Consider the following 20,479-nt stretch of genomic DNA (forward strand, 5'->3'; position numbering starts at 1 on the left):
CGATAGCTTCAGCCCAGATTCTTGCCGAGCAACGCGTGATACAACTCGCTGTCACCGAGAATCCCCACCACTGAATTCCCTTCCTGCAACACCAGCTTATTGCCGGTCTGATAACGGATCTGCAGTGCCTCACGCATGCCAATACTGGCACTGACCAGCGTCGGCTTACGCCCCAGCCCCTCTACCGCTTCACCCGGCGCCCAGTTCTGCAGGTCCATGCCATTGGCCCCCTGGCGCGCGCCTTTGATGGTGTTGCCTTCGGCCAGGTCCAGCCAGGAGTCGCCGCCCGGATCGATGCACACCGAGCCATTGATACGCTTGCACTTGTCCAGGGTGCGCATCAGGCTGCGGCCACACAGGACGTTGAGCGGGTTGGTGTGGGCGACAAAGGTGCGCACATATTCGTCGGCCGGGTTCAGCACGATCTCTTCGGGCTTGCTGTACTGGATGATCTTGCCGTCTTTCATGATGGCGATGCGGCTACCCAGCTTCAGCGCTTCGTCCAGGTCATGGCTGACGAAGACGATGGTTTTGCTCAGTTTGCGTTGCAGCTCCAGCAGCTCGTCCTGCAGGCCTTGGCGAATCAGCGGGTCGAGGGCAGAGAAGGGTTCGTCCATCAGCAGAATATCGGCGTCCATGGCCAGCGCGCGGGCCAGGCCAACGCGTTGCTGCATACCGCCTGAGAGCTCGTCGGGCTTTTTGTTGCGCCACTGCGTCAGGCCAACCAGTTCGAGTTTCTCGTCCACCAGCTTGCGCCGCTCTTTCTCCGGGCGCCCCTGCATTTCCAGGCCGAAGCTGATGTTTTCGCGCACCGTCAGCCAGGGCATCAGGGCGAATTTCTGGAACACCATGGCGATGCGTTTGGTGCGCATCATTTTCAGCTCTGCCGGGGTGCAGTGGGCGATGTCGATGTGCGAGCCTTCGTGCTCGACGAACAACTTGCCACGGCTGACGGTATTGAGGCCGTTGATGCAACGCAGCAAACTCGACTTGCCCGAGCCGGACAGGCCCATCAGCACGCAGATCTCGCCTTTGTTGATGTCCAGGTTGGCCTTTTCCACGCCGACGACCAGCCCGGTTTTCTTCAGGATCTGCTCCCGCGAAAGGCCTTGGTCTAGCAGGCTGAGGGCCTCACGCGGTCGGTTGGAGAAGATAACGTCTACATCTTCGAAGCGAATAATGCTCATGCTTCACTCCTCACCGGTACGTCAGGTTGTTTGCAGATACGGTCGAGCATGATCGCCAACAGTACGATCGCCAGACCGGCTTCGAAGCCCAGGGCGATGTCGGCGGTGTTCAGGGCGTTGACCACAGGTTTACCCAAGCCATCGGCGCCCACCAGGGCGGCAATCACCACCATCGACAGCGACAGCATGATGCACTGGGTCACACCGGCGGCGATGCTGGGCATGGCATGCGGCAGTTCGATGCGCGACAGCAATTGGCGGCGTGAGCAACCAAAGGCCTTGCCGGCGTCGAGTAGTTCCTGGGGTACATCACAGATGCCCAGGTAGGTCAGGCGGATCGGTGCGGCGATGGCGAACACCACCGTCGAGATCAGCCCGGGGACCACGCCCAGGCCAAACAGGGTCAGGGTCGGGATCAGGTAAACGAAGGTAGGCACCGTCTGCATCAGGTCGAGGACCGGGCGCATGGCCGTGTAGAACATCGGTTTGTGCGCAGCGAGGATGCCCAGCGGCACGCCAATGGCCACACAGACCATCGTCGCGAACAGCACCTGGGCCAGGGTTTCCATGGTTTCTTGCCAGTAACCCAGGTTGAGGATCAGCAGGAATGACAGCACGCAAAATGCGGTGAGCGCCCATTTACGCTGGATCAGGTGCGCGACGACTGCAATCAGGCCAATCAGGACGAAAGGGTTGAACCAGGTCAGCGCCCCGGTCACGCCGTGAATCATCAATTCCAGTGCTTCAGCGAAGGCATCGAAATAGTTGGCGCCATGTTGCGTCAGCCATTCAACGAAACCTGCGATGTACTGGCCCAGTGGTATTTTTTCATCGATCAGCATGATAGCGAGCGTCCACCTGCAAAAGATTGAAGACAGCCTGCGGCGGGCGAACCCGCCGCAGGTGGTGCTTACTGCGTGAGTTTGGCTTTGGCCGCCTCCAGGCCTGGTTTGCCATCAACGGTGGTGACTCCGGCCAGCCAGGTATCGAGTACCTGAGGGTTCTTTTTCAGCCAGGCTTTGGCGGCTGCATCGGGCTTCATCTTGTCGTCCAGAACGTTGCCCATCAGGGTGCTTTCCATGTCCAGGGTGAACGACAGGTTTTTCAGCAGCTGCCCCACGTTGCTGCATTCCTGAACGTAGCCCTTGCGGGTGTTGGTGAGTACCGTGGCCTTGCCATATTCGGGGCCGAAGAAGTCATCGCCGCCGTCCAGGTATTTCATCTTGAAGCGGGTGTTCATCGGGTGCGGTTCCCAACCGAGGAACACCACTGCGGTGTCGCGGCGCTGCGCCCGTTCAACCTGCGAAAGCATGCCCGCTTCGCTGGACTCGACCACCTTGAAGCCAGCGTCTTTGAGGCCGAAGGCGTTCTTGTCGATCATGCTCTGGATGGTGCGGTTACCGTCGTTGCCGGGTTCGATACCGTAGATCTTGCCGTCCAGCTCTTTCTTGAACTTGGGAATGTCGGCAAAGGTTTTCAGGCCTTTGTCATACAGGGCCTGGGGCACCGCCAGGGTGTACTTGGCGTTCTCAAGGTTGGCCCGTACGGTTTCCACCGTGCCGGCATCGCGGTACTGCTTGATGTCGTTTTCCATGGTCGGCATCCAGTTGCCGAGGAACACGTCCATGTTCTTGCCGTCGGCCAGCGACTTGTAGGTCATCGGCACAGAAATCATGGTGGTCTTGGTTTTGTAGCCCAGCGACTGCAAGACAACGCTGGTCATGGCCGTGGTGACGGTGATGTCGGTCCAGCCGACATCGGAGAAGTTGACGGTATGACACTGCTCGGGTTCGGCGGCCTGGGCCAGCAGCGGCATGCTCAGTAGCGCTGCGAGCAAGAGCGACGGTGAAGCTTTCATACGATGGACTCCTGATGTTTTTTCTCGGATGTCCCACGGGACCGCCGTGCTTTATGGTTTGCAGTCGGTCGGGCCGGGCTATCTGGCGATAGCGGGACGGGTGCCGTGCAATCGAGTCGATACCGATCATCTAACAGCGAAAATCAAACGCCTACAGGGTGCGTCGTATCCAGTACAGACAGGGTCGCATCCAGTGTCGGTGAGGTCGTTTACAGGTTTTTATTGCCCTGTAAACACAGTTTTGCTGGCTCTGCACCGCAAAAAAACGGCGCAGGAATGCGCGTGACAGCTGGCGGCGTTGCTGGGCAAGAGCGCGTCGGTTGCAGACGTCAAACGTCCGGTTAAAAGCCTGATGATGCGCGAATTCGGCGGATTGCCGCCTATTTAGCGTAGCAGTTGCAACGCCCTTGGCTTGGCGGGCGGGTGGCTGCTCAATCAGGAGGTAGGTGGCATGGCCATCAGCGTGTTCGACCTGTTCAAGATCGGCGTCGGTCCATCCAGCTCACATACCGTCGGGCCCATGCGAGCGGCGGCATTGTTCGTCCAGGGGCTGCGTGAGCGCGGGGAGCTTGAGCAGGTCCGGCGCATTGAAGTGCGCTTGTACGGCTCGCTCTCGGCCACTGGCATCGGCCACGGTAGCGACAATGCGGTGATCATGGGCCTGATGGGCGAATGGCCCGACGCAATCGACCCCGCGAATATCGCCCCGCGCATTGCCGCCCTGCGCGAAACAGACACGTTGCTGCTCGATGGCCGACTGGCTGTCGGGTTTGTCTGGGCGCGCGATATGCGTCTGCTCGACGAGAACCTGCCCTATCACCCCAATGCCATGACCCTGATCGCCGAGAGTGCGGCAGGCGAGCTGCACCGCGATACCTACTATTCGGTCGGCGGCGGCTTTGTGGTCGATGCCGCCCAGGCTGCAAGCGGTGTGCTAGACGCTGACAACACCGTGCTGCCGTACGATTTCAACAGCGCGGTGGAGCTGTTGGCGTTGTGCCGGGAAAACGACATGCGCGTGTCGCAACTGATGCTGGAAAACGAGAAGGTCTGGCGCAGCGAAGCGGAGATTCGTGCCGGCTTGCTCAAGCTCTGGCAGGCCATGCAGGCCTGTGTCGAAAACGGCCTTAAATACGAAGGTATTCTGCCTGGCGGGCTGAATGTGAAGCGTCGGGCAGCGAAGCTCTACCGCAGCCTGCAGGAGCTGAACAAACCCAATGTGATCGGCTCGACACTGAGTGCGATGGAGTGGGTCAACCTGTATGCGCTGGCGGTCAATGAAGAGAACGCCGCAGGCGGGCGCATGGTTACTGCACCTACCAATGGCGCGGCCGGGATCATTCCTGCTGTGCTGCATTACTACATGCGCTTTAGCGACGAAGTCAGTGAAGCCTGTGTGGTCGACTTCTTTCTCGGCGCGGCGGCGGTGGGCATTCTGTGCAAGAAGAATGCGTCGATCTCGGGGGCAGAGGTTGGATGCCAAGGCGAGGTGGGTTCAGCCTGTGCGATGGCTGCCGCAGGCCTGGCCGAAGTGCTGGGCGCCACGCCGGCACAGCTGGAAAACGCTGCCGAGATCGGTCTTGAACATAACCTCGGCCTCACCTGCGACCCGGTTGGCGGGTTGGTTCAGGTGCCGTGCATTGAACGCAACGCCATTGCGGCGGTGAAGGCGATCAACGCTGCACAGATGGCACTGCGTGGCGACGGCGAGCACTTCATCTCGCTCGACCGGGTGATTCGCACCATGCGTGACACCGGGGCTGACATGCACGACAAGTACAAAGAGACCTCGCGCGGCGGCCTGGCGGTCAACGCCATCGAGTGTTGAGCGCACGTTGCGCCGTTAATGCGCACGCGTGCCACCTTTTAGCGCGCGGTCAGATCCTACATCGTTAAACAGCTGTTACCCCGGGAAATGGCGCCTGGGGTGACACTTGTTTATGTCGCTTCTGGGCATCCTTCCCACAAGTGCTACCGAATTGCTCAGCTCACCGATGCAGTGGCGCTAGCACGCTGGTTTTCGCTAAAGGCACTACGCTGTAGCAATTGCCATATAGACGCAGCGCGACGTCGTTTTTGGGTTTTATTGAATACCCATTCAATTTCCGGCATGGCATTTGCGTTGTGATTGGCAAAGCCCCTGCATACGAATCGGGGCCGTGAGAAAAAAAGCCCGTGCCTGCCTGAGGCGCACCCTGCATTGTGTGAGGAGATACCGCGATGACGTCGTACAACTCCGGGACCCCAACCCAAAACCGCACACCCCAATCCATCGGCTTTCTGTTGCTGGATAACTTCACCCTCATCTCCCTGGCCTCAGCTGTAGAGCCGCTGCGCATGGCCAACCAGCTGTCCGGCAGAGAGCTGTATCGCTGGAGTACCTTGAGTGTGGATGGCGGGCAGGTGTGGGCCAGCGACGGCTTGCAGATCACCCCCGATGCGGCGATGCACAAGGCACCGCCGATGGACACGGTGATTGTTTGCGGCGGTATCGGCATTCAACGCACTGTGACCCGCGAGCACGTCACCTGGCTGCAGAGCCAGGCGCGTCAGTCGCGGCGTTTGGGTGCGGTGTGCACCGGCAGTTGGGCGCTGGCTTGCGCCGGTTTGCTTGACGGCTTCGATTGCAGCGTGCATTGGGAATGCCTGGCAGCGATGCAGGAAGCCTTCCCGCGGGTGAGCATGAGTACCCGGTTATTCACCCTCGACCGTAACCGCTTTACCAGTTCCGGCGGTACCGCACCGCTGGACATGATGCTGCACCTGATCAGCCGCGATCATGGCCGGGAGCTGTCTGCAGCGATTTCCGAGATGTTTGTCTATGAGCGCATTCGCAACGAGCAGGATCACCAGCGTGTGCCGCTCAAGCATATGCTCGGGACCAACCAGCCGAAGTTGCAGGAAATCGTTGCGCTGATGGAGGCCAACCTGGAGGAGCCGATCGACCTGGATGAACTGGCGGTGTATGTGTCGGTGTCTCGTCGCCAGCTTGAGCGGTTGTTCCAGAAGTACCTGCACTGCTCACCGTCGCGCTATTACCTGAAACTGCGCCTGATTCGAGCCCGGCAACTGCTCAAGCAAACGCCGATGTCGATCATTGAAGTGGCCTCGGTGTGCGGCTTCGTATCCACCCCGCACTTCTCCAAGTGCTACCGCGAGTACTTCGGCATTCCACCGCGTGATGAGCGTGTGGGTTCGAACACTGCACAACAGGTGGCGATGATGCCGATTCCACAGGCCATGGTGCTGTCGCCGCTGGCGGGGCCGATGTCGGCGTTGAGCCAGGCGCGCAATGAGTCGACGTTTGCCAGTGTGAGGCTGTAGATAGCGGATCGCGGGGCAAGCCCGCTCCTACCGTAGGAGCGGGCTTGCCCCGCGATGCTTTTAACGATTCTTAAACTGCGCCAATGCCGGCAGCAACTGCTGTTCGATGGCCTGGCGCACAGCAGGCAAAATGGTCGCATTGCCGGTATACATCTGCTCGACCATGCCTTTCAGGGCCTTGGCCCGTGGCTCGCTCAACCCCCGCACCGCGTATTCGCAGGCTTGTTCGGCGCTGGCGTCGGCTGGCATCTCGAAACCCAGGGCGCGCAATTGGCCCAGCAGGTCGTCTTGATCAATCAAATCCGCATGCATCATGGCTGTTGTCCTTGTTTGCAGGTGTGATCGCAGTCGATTCTGTGGGCACTGGGGCAGGGCGGCAAGGCCTGAATGTCGCAATGGCTGCTTTACCTAAGAACAGGTCGTTTTCGGGTAAATACGCCAGTAGGAGCGGGCTTGCCCCGCGATCAGCGCGGCAACCCGATCACCCGCCCAACAAACTCAGGCGCTGGCAAATCACCCTGCTCATCAACAACTCTCTGCAAGCGCGCCGCAACCTCAGGCGTGAACGGTGCCGAGCGCGGCCCGGCCAGGTCCACATGCAGCAGCATCTGCTCACTGGCCGCCAACGCTTCATCAAAACCTTCACGGTGCAGGCTGTGGTACAGGTGCAGGCGTTTGCGATCAAAACCGATGACCTGCGTCTGCACCCAGACCTGCGTACCAAGCTTTACCTCATGCAGGTAGTTCAGGTGACACTCCAGGGTGAACAGCGAATTGCCACTGGCACTGCGGTTGTCGCTGTCCAGGCCGATGCGGTCCATGAAGGCATCGGTGGCGTAGCTGAAAATCAGCAGGTAGAAGGCATCGCGCAGATGCCCGTTGTAGTCGACCCAGTCCTCTTGGACTGGGGTTTGATAGGTGGTCAGTGCAGGCATTGCGGGGCTCCATTCAGTCGCTGAACGTCATGCCATGTTTGGCTTTGGTGGTTTTCACCGCATCCAGCACGGCCAACAGGCAATCATCACGATAGCGCTCCAGCGCGCTGATGCTACGGTCGCCCAACTGCTCACGGGTGCCTTCGACCACGGCGTCGATCAAGCCGTCGGTCAATTCCGGCGCTGGCAGGTAGGTCCAGGGCAACTGCAGCGCGGGGCCGAACTGAGCCATGAAGTGGCGCATGCCGGCATTGCCCCCGGCCAGGGTATAGGTCAGGAAGGTGCCCATGAACGACCAGCGCAAACCCGCACCGAAGCGAATGGCATCGTCGATTTCACCGGTGCTTGCCACGCCGTCGTTGACCAGATGCAGCGCTTCGCGCCACAACGCTTCGAGCAGGCGGTCGGCGATAAAGCCGGGGACTTCCTTGCGGACATGCAGCGGCCGCATGCCCAAGGCGCTGTACACCGTTTTTGCTGCCTCGATGGCGTGCGCTGAGGTTTTGTTGCTGCCGACGATTTCCACCAGCGGCAGCAGGTACACCGGGTTGAATGGGTGACCGACCACGCAGCGTTCAGGGTGGGTCGCCGACTCATAGAACTCGCTGGGGAGCAGGCCGGAGGTGCTGGAAGCGATCAGCGCATCGGGTTTGGCGGCGGCGCTGATTTTGCGGTGCAGGTCGAGCTTGAGGTCGAGGCGCTCTGGGGCGCTCTCCTGGATGAAATCGGCATCGCCAACACAGGCTTCGATGCTGCTGACAAAGCGTAGCCGGTTCTGCGCGGCGCCAGGTGCCAGGCCCTGTTTTTCCAAGGCTGGCCAGGCGTTGGCGATGCGTTTGCGCAATGCTTCTTCAGCGCCGGGTGCCGGGTCCCAGGCCACCACATCCAGGCCGTGCGCCAGAGCACGTGCCACCCAGCCACTGCCGATTACGCCACTGCCCAGCGCGGCGAACGTCTTGATCTCGGTGATAAAGGTCATGGTGTTCTCCAGTGCTCAGCGACGGGTCAGGTTCATTTTTGCGCGGCCTTCGGCCGGGGTCAGCACCCGTGCGCCAAGGCGGCTGAGGATTTCGCTGGCGCGTTCCACCAACTGGCCGTTGCTGGCCAGTACGCCCTTGTCCAGGTACAGGTTGTCTTCCAGGCCGACGCGCACGTTGCCACCGAGCAGCACGGCTTGTGCAGCCATGGGCATCTGCATGCGGCCAATGCCGAAACCGGCCCAGGTGACACCTGCTGGCAGGTTGTCGACCATGGCTTTCATGGTGGCGGTGTCGGCTGGCGCGCCCCAGGGAATGCCCAGGCACAGCTGGAATAGGGGATCGTCGAGCAGGCCTTCTTTGATCATCTGTTTGGCGAACCACAGGTGACCGGTGTCGAAGATTTCCAGTTCGGCTTTGACTCCCAGCTCGGTGATGCGCCGGGCGCCTGCCCGCAGTTGCGCCGGGGTCGACACATAGATGCTGTTGCCATCGCCGAAATTGAGCGTGCCGCAGTCCAGGGTGCAGATTTCCGGCAGCAGGGCTTCAACGTGGGCCAAACGCTCCAGCGGGCCGATCAGGTCGGTACCGGCGCCGAATTCCAGCGGCGTTTCGCCGGGGCCGATTTCCAGGTCGCCGCCCATCCCGGCGGTGAGGTTGACGATGATGTCCACGTCGGATTCGCGGATACGCTCCATCACTTCCCGGTACAGCGCTACATCGCGGCTGAAACGCCCGGTTTGCGGGTCGCGGACATGGCAGTGGACCACGGTGGCGCCGGCTTTTGCCGCTTCCACGGCTGCGTCGGCGATTTGTTTCGGGGTGACCGGGACCAGGTGGCTCTTGCTGGCGGTGTCGCCAGCGCCGGTCAAGGCGCAGGTGATGATGACGTCGTGGTTCATGTGCGGTTTCCTTTGGGCGTGTTGGGGCCTTCGCGGGGCAAGCCCGCTCCCACCGGTGGGGCTAAATGGTCCCGGTGGGAGCGGGCTTGCCCCGCGATGCGGTCTGTCAGTTGGCAGTCAGCTTGAGGTTTTCGGCAGCAGGCTTGCCGTCAAAGGTGGTCACCCCTTCTAACCAGCGCGCCTTGTCTTCGGGATGATCGATCAGCCACTGGCGGGCCGATTGCAGGGCATCTTTGTGTTCGAGCAGCGGCTGCATCATGCGGCTCTCGTCTTCGGCGCTGAACTTCAGGTTGCTCAGCAGACGGCTGGCGTTCGGGCAGCGTTCGGCATAGTCGGGGGCGGTGACGGTCCACACGGTGGCGCGGCCTTCGTCCGGGCCCAGGGCGTCTTCGCTGCCACTGAGGTAGGCCATGTCGATATTGACGTTCATTGGGTGGGGCGCCCAGCCGAAGAACACCACGGCCTGTTTGCGCCGCACCGCACGATCCACGGCAGCGAGCATCCCGGCTTCACTGGATTCGACCAGCTGGAACTTGCCCAGACCGAACTGGTTCTTGCTGATCATCGCTTTGATCTGGGTATTGGCGCCGGAACCCGGCTCGATACCGTAGATCTTGCCACCCAGCTCTTTTTCGAATTTGGCGATGTCGGCGAAGGTTTTCAGGCCTTTGTCGGCCAGGTACTTGGGCACGGCGAGGGTCGCCCGGGCGTCGTCCAGGCTCGGTTGATCAAGAACCTTGACCTGTTTGGCATCGATAAACGGGGTGATGGTCTGGGTCATGATCGGGTTCCAGTAGCCAAGGAACATGTCCAGGCGCTGGTCGCGAATGCCGGCGAAGATGATTTGCTGCGAGGCACTGGTTTGCTTGGTGGTGTAGCCCAGGCCGTCGAGTAGCACTTGCGTCATGGCACTGGTGGCGATCACATCGGTCCAGTTGACCACGCCAAGGCGTACTTTCTGGCAAACAGCAGGTTCTGCAGCGAACAGCGGGGAGGTGAGGGACGCGCTAAGGGCAAGGGATAGCAGACTGCGGCGGATCAAGCTGTGCATGATGGCTCTCCAACGGCAGGGCGTATTGTTATAGGCCGGTCTCTGCGGACCGTGAATACACGCTACGCTGGAATCACGCTTTAAATGCGCACGGAGGCGACCATAACTAGCACACAGGCGACCAGCCAAAGAGGGTGCAGCCGATGCCGCAATCCATCCAGTTTTTGCTCTTGCCGGGGTTCTCTGCCATGGGTTTCATTTCGGCAGTCGAGCCGCTGCGGGTGGCCAACCGCTTCAGTGGCGAGCTGTATCGCTGGCGTGTGCTGAGCCTGGATGGCGGCCCGGTGCAGGCTAGCAATGGCATGTCGGTCAATGCCGATGGCGCGCTGGCAGACAGCCAGGGCGCCAGCCTGTTGTTGGTGGTCGCTGGCTTTGAGCCGCTGGCGTGTTTTGGCCCGCGGTTGCAGCAGGCGTTGCGTCGCCTCGATCACGACGGGGTGATACTCGGCGGGATCGATACCGGGGCGATGGTGCTGGCCGAGGCGGGCTTGCTCGATGGCCATCGGGCCACGCTGCACTGGGAGGCGCTGGAAGCCTTCAAAGAGCGCTATCCCCGCCTTGAGGTGATTCAGGAGTTGTTTGAAATCGACCGGCGCCGCATCACCTGCGCCGGTGGTACGGCTTCGATCGACCTGATGCTCGACCTGATCGCCCAGGCGCACGGCAGTGAGCTGGCGGTAAAGGTCTCGGAGCAGTTCGTGCTGGGCCGAATACGCGAGCGCCGGGATCACCAGCGCATGCAGATTGCCTCACGCTACGGCATCAGCAACCGCAAACTGGTGCAGGTCATCGGTGAAATGGAACAGTGCACCGAGATGCCGCTGAGCACCCTGGAGCTGGCGTCGAAGGTGATGGTTACCCGCCGGCAACTGGAGCGCCTGTTCCGCCTGTACCTGGACGATACGCCGAGCAATTTCTACTTGGTTTTGCGCCTGGAGAAAGCCCGGCAATTGTTGGCCCAGACGGACATGAGCGTCACACAGGTCAGCCTGGCCTGTGGCTTCGAGCTGCCGTCGTATTTCACCCGGCGTTACAAGCGCCACTTTGGCAAGTGCCCGAGGGAGGAGCGGCAGATGATGCGTGTCTCTTGAGTCAGGCCAGGAACTGATCGAGATTGGCCAATACTTTGATCCGGGCATCTATATGGTCGCTATGGGTGGCAAATGCAGCAGCACTGAACTCGGCTCCCAGGTGGTCAAGTTCCAGTATCAGTTGTGTCTTCGGGGCGTTTGGATCTTGGGTGCACAGCACATGGAACAGAATCGCCACAAAGGTTTCGCCGTCGTCCGAGTCGAGGGTGACGTTCAGGTGCGTAGAGGTGCTGTAATGCCGGTACTGCGCTTCGTGCTCGGCATGCAGTGAATTGATGACTTCCTGTGCCACTGCCTTGAAGCGCAAGTTCTTGGCTTGTGGTGCTGGCAACCAACCGTCAAAGACATCTTTCAGTACCGCTTGCGTAGGGGTATAGGGGATGTGCCGTCGGGTATGTTCAAACAGCTTGAAGCCAAGCGCCTCCAAGGTCTCCAGGACGCTGGAAAACCACTGTTTGGCATGCTTTTCCCTGGAGTATTGAGTATTGGCTTGAAGCTGCGCCAAACGCAGGCATTGAAAAATATGCTCTGCCGTAATGCTGGGCATGACGGTATTTTTCAGCATCGACAGAGGCGAAGAGAAAAGCTGCGTAGAGGGCAAATCTTGTGTTGTGTGTGTAGAAGTTTGGTTGGTCATGGTCTTGCCGCCTTCCGTTGCAGAGCTTAAGGCCAGGCGCCAGTCAACTGACGCCTGGCTATGTTATTACTCGTTCATGTCGAGGAAGTTGAGTGCCTGGCCGACCAGTTTGTCCAGTACAGGCTTACGCAGGGCGTCGAAATGACGAACACTGAAGGTACCTTGCTGCGACGCACGGTAGACCTTGGTGTTGGACTTATCGATCTTGCGGCCCATCGAGCCTTCAGCCTTCTCGGTTTTGTCGTAGCTCAACTGTACGCTGGTCATGTGCATGATCGGCAGGCCTTGTGGCGACATCTCACAGGCAGCAACCTGGATGGTGCTCGATTTGCCGGTAACGCCCAGGCTGCTCTGTTCCATCAGTTCGCGCGCTTTTGGCTTCTGGATGGAAATTTGCAGGGCGCGATTAACGCAGCCCGACAGGCGATGCTTGTGGCCCAGGCTGACGGTGACCAGATGTGCGGTCAGGGTTGCCGGGGTGAAGTCTTCTTTATCGATGGCTTCTTCAACGTGGGCGGCACCGGTGAGGGTCCAGCCGAACTTGGCCAGGCCTTCATTGTAGAAGTTGTACCATTCGCGCTGCTGGGTTTCCTTGTTGAACTTTTTGTTCGCCGAGATGCTCATCAGGCGCATGCCTTGCAGCACGTCCTCGGCAATACCGGCAGGGACATCGGCGGCGAAGATGCACACCGTTTCAGCGACCATGATTACGCGATCTTCGCCTTCTTTTTTCAGTGCGGCGATCGCTTTGTCCATGTCTGCTTGAGTAATGCTAGTGCCCATTTGTCTGTTTCCTTCATGTGAGTTTTACAGCCGACCCGAAGATGGGTGGCTTGAAACGCACTGTGGAGAAAACCGATGGGCGTGTTCAGCAGCACGCTTTTCCATTGGTGCAGACGCTGTGGCGTGGCCTTATTGCAGCCCCAGTGACTGCAGGTACTCCGAGCGATCATCGCTGCGCTGTGCCAGGCAGGTGTTCTGTGCTGTCTCGAAGGCCTTGCTGCCGGGCTTTTCGGCAAAAGTTTCGACCTTGCAGTCGGCATCGCGCAGTTGTTTCCAGAGGGCTTGGGCGTCGCGCAGTCGCCTGCTCAGGTCGTCAATTTGCGCGGTCTGGCCGTTGTATTGCTCTTTGATACGCTCAAGCTGGTCGTTGAAGGCGGCATCCAGTTCGCGCTCGGCGGTCTGGCGGCTGTACTTCGCGCATTCGTAGGTTTGCTGGTCGGTTTCGACGTTATCGCACGGCGTGCTTTCCTCTTCTTCGGCAACGGCACCGAATGCCAGTAACAGCAGGGTCAAGCCAACCATTGATCTCATCTGCGACATTCTCCTAAACCGGTGGGAACAGCGGCGCCGATTCTCGCTCAGCGCCACGGCAAAGAACAGGGTAGCTGCAAGCTCCGGCGCTTCCGAATGAAACTTACGCCGACCCTTTGTCGCGCTTTGACGCTTTCGGCAATTCCCCTGTCGTTTTTGCATCTGGGCGACCTGGCCCCTAGGCATATGCTGGCCCCAAAGCGCCGACAGACGATTCGGCGCAGGTAACATCAAAAAAGGGGACAGCCTGATGAGCCCAGCCGAGTTACACGCCGACAGCATCGTTATCGACGGGCTGATCATTGCCAAATGGAACCGCGAGCTGTTCGAGGACATGCGCAAGGGTGGCCTGACCGCTGCCAACTGCACGGTGTCGGTCTGGGAGGGCTTTCAGGCCACGGTCAACAACATTGCCGCCAGCCAGAAGCTGATCCGTGAAAACGCTGACCTGGTGATGCCGGTGCGTACCACCGCCGACATCCGCAAGGCCAAGGAACTGGGCAAAACCGGCATCCTCTTCGGCTTTCAGAATGCCCACGCGTTTGAAGACCAGATCGGCTATGTCGAGGTGTTCAAGCAGCTTGGCGTCGGTATCGTGCAGATGTGCTACAACACCCAGAACCTGGTGGGCACCGGTTGCTACGAGCGTGACGGCGGCCTGTCGGGCTTCGGTCGCGAAATCGTTGCCGAGATGAACCGCGTGGGGATCATGTGCGACCTCTCGCATGTCGGTTCGAAAACCTCTGAAGAAGTGATCCTCGAATCGAAAAAACCGGTGTGCTACTCCCACTGCCTGCCCTCCGGGCTTAAAGAGCACCCGCGCAACAAGTCTGATGCAGAACTGAAGTTCATTGCCGAGCACGGCGGCTTTGTCGGCGTGACCATGTTTGCGCCGTTCCTGGCCAAAGGCATCGACTCGACCATCGACGACTACGCCGAAGCGATCGAATACACCATGAACATCGTTGGTGAAGATGCGATCGGCATCGGCACCGACTTCACCCAGGGTCACGGTCAGGACTTTTTCGAGTACCTGACCCACGACAAGGGCTACGCCCGGCGCCTGACCAGCTTCGGCAAGATCATCAACCCGCTGGGCATCCGCACCGTGGGCGAGTTCCCCAACCTCACCGAAACCCTGCTGCGGCGCGGGCATAGCGAACGCGTGGTGCGCAAGATCATGGGCGAGAACTGGGTCAACGTGCTCAAGAGTGTCTGGGGCGAATAACGCCGCTCTCCACGCCTGTCCAGCCCCGGCCAGCAACGCCGGGGCCATCAATCAAATTTTTATGGAGTTGAGTTTCCATGGCCAAGATCGCCCCGCAATTGCCAATCGAAGTCGACAGCGAGACCGGTGTCTGGACCTCCGACGCCCTGCCGATGCTGTATGTGCCGCGGCATTTCTTCGTCAACAACCATATCGGCATCGAGGAAGTGCTGGGCGCCGATGCCTATGCCGAAATCCTCTACAAGGCGGGTTACAAGTCGGCCTGGCACTGGTGCGAGAAAGAGGCTGAATGCCACGGTCTGGAAGGTGTGGCGGTGTTTGAGCACTACATGAAGCGCTTGTCGCAACGCGGTTGGGGCCTGTTCAAGATCCAGGACATCGACCTGGAGAAAGGCACCGCCAGCGTCAAGCTGGAACACTCGGCGTTCGTCTACGTGTACGGCAAGGTCGGGCGCAAGGTCGATTACATGTTCACCGGCTGGTTCGCCGGGGCCATGGACCAGATCCTCGCCGCGCGTGGCAGCGCGATTCGCACGGTCGCCGAGCAGGTGTACGGCGGTTCGGAAGAAGGCCACGACGACGGCCTGTTCATCGTCAAGCCGCTGTAAGTCGAGGATCTCGCCATGGCGTTCGAAGCAATGTTCCAGCCGATCCAGATCGGCAAACTGACCATCCGCAACCGCGTGCTCAGCACCGCCCACGCCGAGGTGTACGCCACCGACGGCGGCATGACCACCGACCGCTATGTGAAGTATTACGAAGAGAAGGCCAAGGGTGGTCTGGGCCTGGCCATCTGCGGCGGTTCTTCAGTGGTGGCGATCGACAGCCCGCAGGAGTGGTGGGCGTCGGTGAACCTGTCCACGGACCGGATCATCCCGCACTTTCAGAACCTTGCCGACGCCATGCACAAGCACGGCGCCAAGATCATGATCCAGATTACCCACATGGGGCGTCGTTCACGCTGGGACGGCTTCAACTGGCCAACCCTGATGTCACCTTCGGGGATTCGTGAACCGGTCCACCGCGCCACCTGCAAAACCATCGAGCCGGAGGAGATCTGGCGGGTGATCGGCAACTATGCGCAAGCCGCGCGCCGCGCCAAAGAAGGCGGTCTGGACGGTGTGGAGCTGTCGGCGGTGCACCAGCACATGATCGACCAGTTCTGGAGCCCACGGGTCAACAAACGCACCGATGAATGGGGCGGTACTTTCGAGGGGCGGATGAAGTTCGGCCTGGAAGTGCTCAAGGCCGTGCGTGCCGAAGTGGGCCCGGACTTTTGCGTCGGCATGCGCATCTGCGGCGACGAGTTCCACCCCGATGGCCTCAGCCATGAGGACATGAAGGAGATCGCCAAGTATTACGACGCCACCGGCATGCTCGATTTCTTCGGGGTGATCGGTTCGGGGTGCGATACCCACAACACCCTGGCCAACGTTATCCCCAACATGAGTTATCCACCGGAGCCGTTCCTGCACCTGGCCGCCGGTATCAAGGAAGTGGTGAAGGTTCCGGTGCTGCACGCGCAGAACATCAAAGACCCGAACCAGGCCACGCGTATTCTGGAAGGTGGCTATGTCGATATGGTCGGCATGACCCGCGCACATATCGCCGACCCGCACCTGATCGCCAAGATCAAAATGGGCCAGGTCGATCAGATCAAGCAGTGCGTCGGGGCCAACTACTGCATCGACCGCCAGTACCAGGGCCTGGATGTGCTGTGCATCCAGAACGCGGCGACGTCTCGTGAATACATGGGCGTGCCGCACATCATCGAAAAATCCACCGGGCCCAAGCGCAAAGTGGTGGTGGTCGGTGCAGGCCCTGCCGGGATGGAAGCGGCGCGGGTTTCGGCCGAGCGTGGCCACGACGTCACCCTGTTCGAGAAGAAAGACGCCATTGGCGGTCAGATCAGCATCGCCGCCAAGGCTCCGCAGCGCGACCAGATTGCCGGTATCACCCGCTGGTATCAGCTGGAACTGGCGCGCCTGAAGGTAGACCTGCGCCTGGGTACCGCCGCGGATATCGACACCATCAAAGACCTGCGCCCGGATGTGATCGTACTGGCGGTGGGTGGCCATCCGTTCCTCGAGCAGAACGAGCACTGGGGCGCGGCCGAAGGCCTGGTGGTCAGCAGCTGGGATGTGCTCGACGGCAAGGTGGCGCCGGGCAAGAACGTGCTGGTGTACGACACCATTTGCGAGTTCACCGGCATGTCGGTGGCCGACTTCATTGCCGACAAAGGCAGCCAGGTCGAGATCGTTACCGACGACATCAAACCGGGCGTGGCCATTGGTGGCACCTCATTCCCGACCTACTACCGCAGCATGTACCCCAAGGAAGTGATCATGACCGGCGACCTGGCGCTGGAGAAGGTCTATCGCGAGGGTGACAAGCTGGTGGCGGTGCTGGAGAACGAATACACCGGCGCCAAAGAGGAGCGGGTGGTTGACCAGGTGGTGATCGAGAACGGCGTGCGTCCAGACGAAGCGCTGTACTACGGGCTCAAGGAAGGTTCGCGCAACAAAGGCCAGATCGATGTCGAGGCACTGTTCGCGATCCAGCCGCAGCCGATCCTTGGTCAGGCGGGCGAAGGCTACTTGCTGTATCGCATCGGCGACTGCGTGGCTCAGCGCAACACCCATGCGGCGATCTACGACGCCCTGCGCCTGTGCAAGGACTTCTGATCCCTCTCGGTAGGAGCGGGCTTGCCCCGCGATAGCGCAGCAGCTGACACACCGCTATCGCGGGGCAAGCCCGCTCCCACAGTGGATGTATCTCCAAATTGTGTGGGAGCTTCCCATGTTGAATACCCTGATCCCCATCCTGCTGTTCGCCGCCCTGGGCCTGGCGGTCCTCGGCGCGCTGCGGCGCGTGCGGATGTGGCGCCAAGGCCGGCCCTCTCAGGTCGATCTGCTCGGCGGCCTGCTGGCGATGCCGCGACGTTATATGGTTGACCTGCACCATGTGGTCGCCCGCGACAAATACATGGCCAACACCCACGTCGCTACCGCCGGTGGCTTTGTTCTGGCGGCGGTCTTGGCGATTGTGGTGCACGGTTTTGGCGTGCACAGCAGCATCCTGGCCTATGCCTTGCTGTTCGCCACCGTGCTGATGTTTGCCGGTGCCGTGTTCGTCTACAAACGCCGCCTCGATCCTCCTTCGCGCCTGTCCAAAGGGCCGTGGATGCGCCTGCCGAAAAGCTTGCTGGTGTTCGCCAGTACCTTCTTCATCGCCACTTTGCCGGTTGCCGGCATCCTGCCTGAAGGCTTTGGCGGTTGGCTGCTGGTGGCCCTGCTGGGCGTTGGTGTGCTGTGGGGCGTGTCCGAGCTGTTCTTCGGCATGACCTGGGGCGGGCCGATGAAGCACGCCTTCGCCGGGGCGCTGCACCTGGCCTGGCACCGCCGCGCCGAACGCTTCGGCGGTGGCCGTTCCACCGGCCTCAAGCCGCTGGACCTGGAAGACCCGCAAGCGCTGCTGGGGGTCGAGAAACCCAAGGACTTCACCTGGAACCAACTGCTCGGCTTCGATGCCTGCGTGCAGTGCGGCAAGTGCGAGGCCGCCTGCCCGGCATTCGCAGCCGGGCAACCGCTCAATCCGAAAAAGCTGATTCAGGACATGGTCGTTGGCCTGGCTGGCGGCACTGATGCCAAGTTTGCCGGCAGCCCTTACCCGGGCAAGCCGATTGGCGAACATGGCGGCAACCCGCACCAGCCGATCGTCAACGGCCTGGTCGATGCCGAAACCCTGTGGTCGTGCACCACCTGCCGCGCTTGCGTGGAAGAGTGCCCGATGATGATCGAGCACGTCGATGCCATCGTTGATATGCGCCGCCACCTGACCCTGGAAAAAGGCGCCACGCCGAACAAAGGCGCCGAGGTGCTGGATAACCTGATCGCCACCGACAACCCGGGCGGCTTTGCCCCTGGCGGGCGGATGAACTGGGCCGCAGACCTGAACCTGAAACTGCTCAGCGAGTGCCAAACCACCGACGTGCTGTTCTGGGTCGGTGACGGTGCCTTCGACATGCGCAACCAACGCACCCTTAGGGCCTTCGTCAAAGTGCTCAAGGCCGCGCAGGTGGACTTTGCCGTGCTCGGCCTGGAAGAGCGCGACAGTGGCGATGTGGCGCGGCGCTTGGGTGATGAGGCGACTTTCCAGCACCTGGCCAAGCGCAATATTCAGAGCATGGCCAAGTACAGCTTCAAACGTATCGTCACCTGCGACCCGCACAGCTTCCATGTGCTGAAGAACGAATACGCCGCCTTCGGTGGCGAGTACCGGGTGCAGCACCACAGCACCTACATCGCCGAGCTGATTGCCGCGGGTGCCTTGAGCCTGGGCCAGCACAAAGGGGGCAGCGTTACCTATCACGACCCGTGCTACCTGGGCCGCTACAACGGCGAGTACGAGGCGCCGCGCGATGTGCTACGGGCCCTGGGCATCGAGGTCAAGGAGATGCAACGTTCGGGCTTCCGCTCCCGCTGCTGCGGCGGTGGCGGCGGCGCGCCGATTACCGACATTCCCGGCAAGCAGCGGATTCCCGACATGCGCATGGACGACATCCGCGAGACAGCCGCCGAGCTGGTGGCGGTGGGTTGTCCACAGTGCACGGCAATGCTCGAAGGTGTGGTTGAGCCGCGTCCATTGATCAAAGACTTGGCCGAACTGGTGGCCGACGCCCTGCTTGAAGAGCAGACGCTAGCGAATAAGACCGCGCCAAGCAAGCGTGAACCTGCGGAGGTGCACTGATGAGCGACATTATTCGCCGTGACCCACGCGCCGAGTGGATTGCCCGCAACCGCCTGCATCCCCTGCACGCCGCCATGCAACAGAATCAACAGCACAGCTGGATGGGCCCCAACGGCATCATTCGCAAGAATCCCCATGGCGTTGGCTTCATCGGCCCCCACGGCATCAAGCGTATCGACCGTAGCGGGGCCCAGCAGGGCACCAGCAACAAGCGCAGCGCCGCGCAGGCGGTGGAACTGCCGCTGCATCAAGTGGCGCAACCCGCGTTCTACATCGCCGTTGTCCCGGACATGGTCGGTGGCCGCCTGGGCAGCCATGACCGCGACCTGCTCGGCCTGGCGCATAGCCTGGCGGGCAGCGATGGTGCGGTGTTGGCTGTGGTGTTTGGCGAGCACAAGGAAAGCAACTTTTCCACAGCCGGGGTGGATCGCCTGCTGGTCATCGAAGGCGATGAGTTCAGCGGTTATGCGCCGGAGCAGTGGGTGCAGGGTTTACGCGCTGTGGATAACCAGTTCAACCCGCGTCACTGGCTATTACCCGACAGCCGCAGCGGTGGCGGCGAGTTGGGCCGGCGCTTTGCGGCGGCGATCAATGAACGGCCAGCGACAAGGGTCTGGCAGGTCAACGATGGGCAGTGCAGCGGACGTGCCGGTGCCGGCCAGCAAGACCTGATTCGCGGCCTGCCACGGTTGATTCTGGCAGCCGCCGAATGCGCCGAGCCGGTCAGTGAAACCCGTCACGAAGCCTTGCCTGAGCAGTTATCCACAGCGGCAGCGCGAAGCCTGTCACGCATCGAAGACCTCGGCCCGGTGGCAGTGGACCCGGCTGCGATTGCCATGGCCGAAGCCGAGTTCATTGTCTCCGGGGGCAATGGCGTCAAGGACTGGCCGTTGTTCCACCGTGCCACCGTGGCCCTCGGCGCCACCGAAGGCGCTTCGCGGGTGGCGGTTGATGACGGCTTCATGCCGCGCAACCGTCAGGTTGGCGCTACCGGTACCTGGGTGACGGCGCGGGTGTATGTGGCTGTGGGTATCTCCGGGGCGATCCAGCACCTGCAGGGCATTGGCGCCTGCGACAAGGTGGTGGCGATCAACATGGACCCCGGCTGCGACATGATCAAACGCGCCGATTTGTCGGTGATCGGTGACAGCAGTGCGATTCTGCAGGCGCTGATCGAGGCTGTGGAAAACTACCGCAACGACGCCAAACGCGACGCGGCATAAGGC

At 60.9% G+C, this 20,479-nt stretch carries 19 protein-coding genes; 8 read left to right on the plus strand and 11 right to left on the minus strand.

Going from position 1 to position 20,479, the window contains the following annotated elements:
• Nucleotides 1-8: 8 nt before the first annotated feature.
• From choV to ACVWSC_RS01530, 3 genes are all read right to left on the minus strand, one after another.
• Nucleotides 9-1,187 carry a choline ABC transporter ATP-binding protein gene (gene choV, locus ACVWSC_RS01520; RefSeq protein ID WP_442111591.1) on the minus strand — a complete coding sequence of 393 codons (1,179 nt, stop codon included), beginning with the start codon at nucleotides 1,185-1,187 and terminating at the stop codon, nucleotides 9-11.
• Nucleotides 1,184-2,032, minus strand: a complete 849-nt coding sequence (choW, locus tag ACVWSC_RS01525) for a choline ABC transporter permease subunit (protein ID WP_442114240.1) — start codon at nucleotides 2,030-2,032, stop codon at nucleotides 1,184-1,186. Before choW ends, choV begins: the two co-directional genes overlap by 4 nt.
• A gap of 65 nt (nucleotides 2,033-2,097) precedes the next feature.
• Nucleotides 2,098-3,045, minus strand: a complete 948-nt coding sequence (locus ACVWSC_RS01530; protein ID WP_442111593.1) for a choline ABC transporter substrate-binding protein — start codon at nucleotides 3,043-3,045, stop codon at nucleotides 2,098-2,100.
• A 451-nt stretch (nucleotides 3,046-3,496) separates the two neighbouring features.
• On the opposite strand from ACVWSC_RS01530, the gene ACVWSC_RS01535 reads away from it, so the two are divergent.
• On the plus strand, nucleotides 3,497-4,873 hold the full coding sequence (locus ACVWSC_RS01535; protein ID WP_442111595.1) for an L-serine ammonia-lyase: 1,377 nt from the start codon (nucleotides 3,497-3,499) through the stop codon (nucleotides 4,871-4,873).
• Nucleotides 4,874-5,265: 392 nt separating this feature from the next.
• Nucleotides 5,266-6,369, plus strand: coding sequence for a choline metabolism transcriptional regulator GbdR (gene gbdR, locus ACVWSC_RS01540; RefSeq protein WP_442111597.1), 1,104 nt, complete (start codon nucleotides 5,266-5,268; stop codon nucleotides 6,367-6,369).
• Nucleotides 6,370-6,429: 60 nt separating this feature from the next.
• Here the strand turns inward: gbdR and ACVWSC_RS01545 are convergent, their stop codons facing one another.
• The 5 genes from ACVWSC_RS01545 to choX all read right to left on the minus strand — a co-directional run bounded on the left by ACVWSC_RS01545 (nucleotide 6,430) and on the right by choX (nucleotide 10,234).
• On the minus strand, nucleotides 6,430-6,684 hold the full coding sequence (locus ACVWSC_RS01545) for a hypothetical protein (RefSeq protein ID WP_442111599.1): 255 nt from the start codon (nucleotides 6,682-6,684) through the stop codon (nucleotides 6,430-6,432).
• A gap of 149 nt (nucleotides 6,685-6,833) precedes the next feature.
• Nucleotides 6,834-7,304, minus strand: coding sequence for a thioesterase family protein (locus ACVWSC_RS01550; protein ID WP_442111601.1), 471 nt, complete (start codon nucleotides 7,302-7,304; stop codon nucleotides 6,834-6,836).
• 13 nt (nucleotides 7,305-7,317) lie between these two features.
• Complete coding sequence (locus tag ACVWSC_RS01555; protein ID WP_442111603.1) at nucleotides 7,318-8,283, minus strand: L-carnitine dehydrogenase; 966 nt, start codon at nucleotides 8,281-8,283, stop codon at nucleotides 7,318-7,320.
• Nucleotides 8,284-8,298: 15 nt separating this feature from the next.
• Entirely contained in the window at nucleotides 8,299-9,183 is an 885-nt protein-coding gene (gene cdhC, locus ACVWSC_RS01560; RefSeq protein WP_442111605.1) for a 3-dehydrocarnitine:acetyl-CoA trimethylamine transferase CdhC, read from the minus strand.
• Nucleotides 9,184-9,289: 106 nt separating this feature from the next.
• Nucleotides 9,290-10,234, minus strand: coding sequence for a choline ABC transporter substrate-binding protein (choX, locus tag ACVWSC_RS01565; RefSeq protein ID WP_442111607.1), 945 nt, complete (start codon nucleotides 10,232-10,234; stop codon nucleotides 9,290-9,292).
• A 143-nt stretch (nucleotides 10,235-10,377) separates the two neighbouring features.
• On the opposite strand from choX, the gene ACVWSC_RS01570 reads away from it, so the two are divergent.
• On the plus strand, nucleotides 10,378-11,325 hold the full coding sequence (locus tag ACVWSC_RS01570; protein WP_442111609.1) for a GlxA family transcriptional regulator: 948 nt from the start codon (nucleotides 10,378-10,380) through the stop codon (nucleotides 11,323-11,325).
• A 1-nt stretch (nucleotide 11,326) separates the two neighbouring features.
• On the opposite strand, the gene ACVWSC_RS01575 is transcribed toward ACVWSC_RS01570, so the two are convergent.
• The 3 genes from ACVWSC_RS01575 to ACVWSC_RS01585 form a co-directional block, all read right to left on the minus strand.
• On the minus strand, nucleotides 11,327-11,962 hold the full coding sequence (locus ACVWSC_RS01575; protein WP_442111611.1) for a hypothetical protein: 636 nt from the start codon (nucleotides 11,960-11,962) through the stop codon (nucleotides 11,327-11,329).
• 66 nt (nucleotides 11,963-12,028) lie between these two features.
• Nucleotides 12,029-12,745: a hypothetical protein gene (locus ACVWSC_RS01580; RefSeq protein WP_442111613.1), complete on the minus strand. Its 717-nt coding sequence runs from the start codon at nucleotides 12,743-12,745 to the stop codon at nucleotides 12,029-12,031.
• A gap of 129 nt (nucleotides 12,746-12,874) precedes the next feature.
• Nucleotides 12,875-13,276, minus strand: a complete 402-nt coding sequence (locus tag ACVWSC_RS01585; protein ID WP_442111615.1) for a lysozyme inhibitor LprI family protein — start codon at nucleotides 13,274-13,276, stop codon at nucleotides 12,875-12,877.
• A 250-nt stretch (nucleotides 13,277-13,526) separates the two neighbouring features.
• On the opposite strand from ACVWSC_RS01585, the gene ACVWSC_RS01590 reads away from it, so the two are divergent.
• From ACVWSC_RS01590 to etfA, 5 genes are all read left to right on the plus strand, one after another.
• Nucleotides 13,527-14,504 (plus strand): dipeptidase, encoded by a 978-nt coding sequence (locus ACVWSC_RS01590; protein WP_442111617.1) that lies wholly within the window; start codon nucleotides 13,527-13,529, stop codon nucleotides 14,502-14,504.
• 77 nt (nucleotides 14,505-14,581) lie between these two features.
• Nucleotides 14,582-15,112, plus strand: coding sequence for a DUF5943 domain-containing protein (locus tag ACVWSC_RS01595; protein WP_442111619.1), 531 nt, complete (start codon nucleotides 14,582-14,584; stop codon nucleotides 15,110-15,112).
• A 15-nt stretch (nucleotides 15,113-15,127) separates the two neighbouring features.
• A complete protein-coding gene (gene dgcA, locus ACVWSC_RS01600) occupies nucleotides 15,128-17,188 on the plus strand; it encodes a dimethylglycine demethylation protein DgcA (protein ID WP_442111621.1) in 2,061 nt (686 codons plus the stop codon).
• 115 nt (nucleotides 17,189-17,303) lie between these two features.
• Complete coding sequence (dgcB, locus tag ACVWSC_RS01605; protein WP_442111623.1) at nucleotides 17,304-19,253, plus strand: dimethylglycine demethylation protein DgcB; 1,950 nt, start codon at nucleotides 17,304-17,306, stop codon at nucleotides 19,251-19,253.
• Nucleotides 19,253-20,476 (plus strand): electron transfer flavoprotein subunit alpha, encoded by a 1,224-nt coding sequence (gene etfA / locus ACVWSC_RS01610; RefSeq protein ID WP_442111625.1) that lies wholly within the window; start codon nucleotides 19,253-19,255, stop codon nucleotides 20,474-20,476. Before dgcB ends, etfA begins: the two co-directional genes overlap by 1 nt.
• Nucleotides 20,477-20,479 lie beyond the last annotated feature (3 nt).

It is taken from the genome of Pseudomonas sp. NUPR-002 (genome assembly GCF_056322725.1).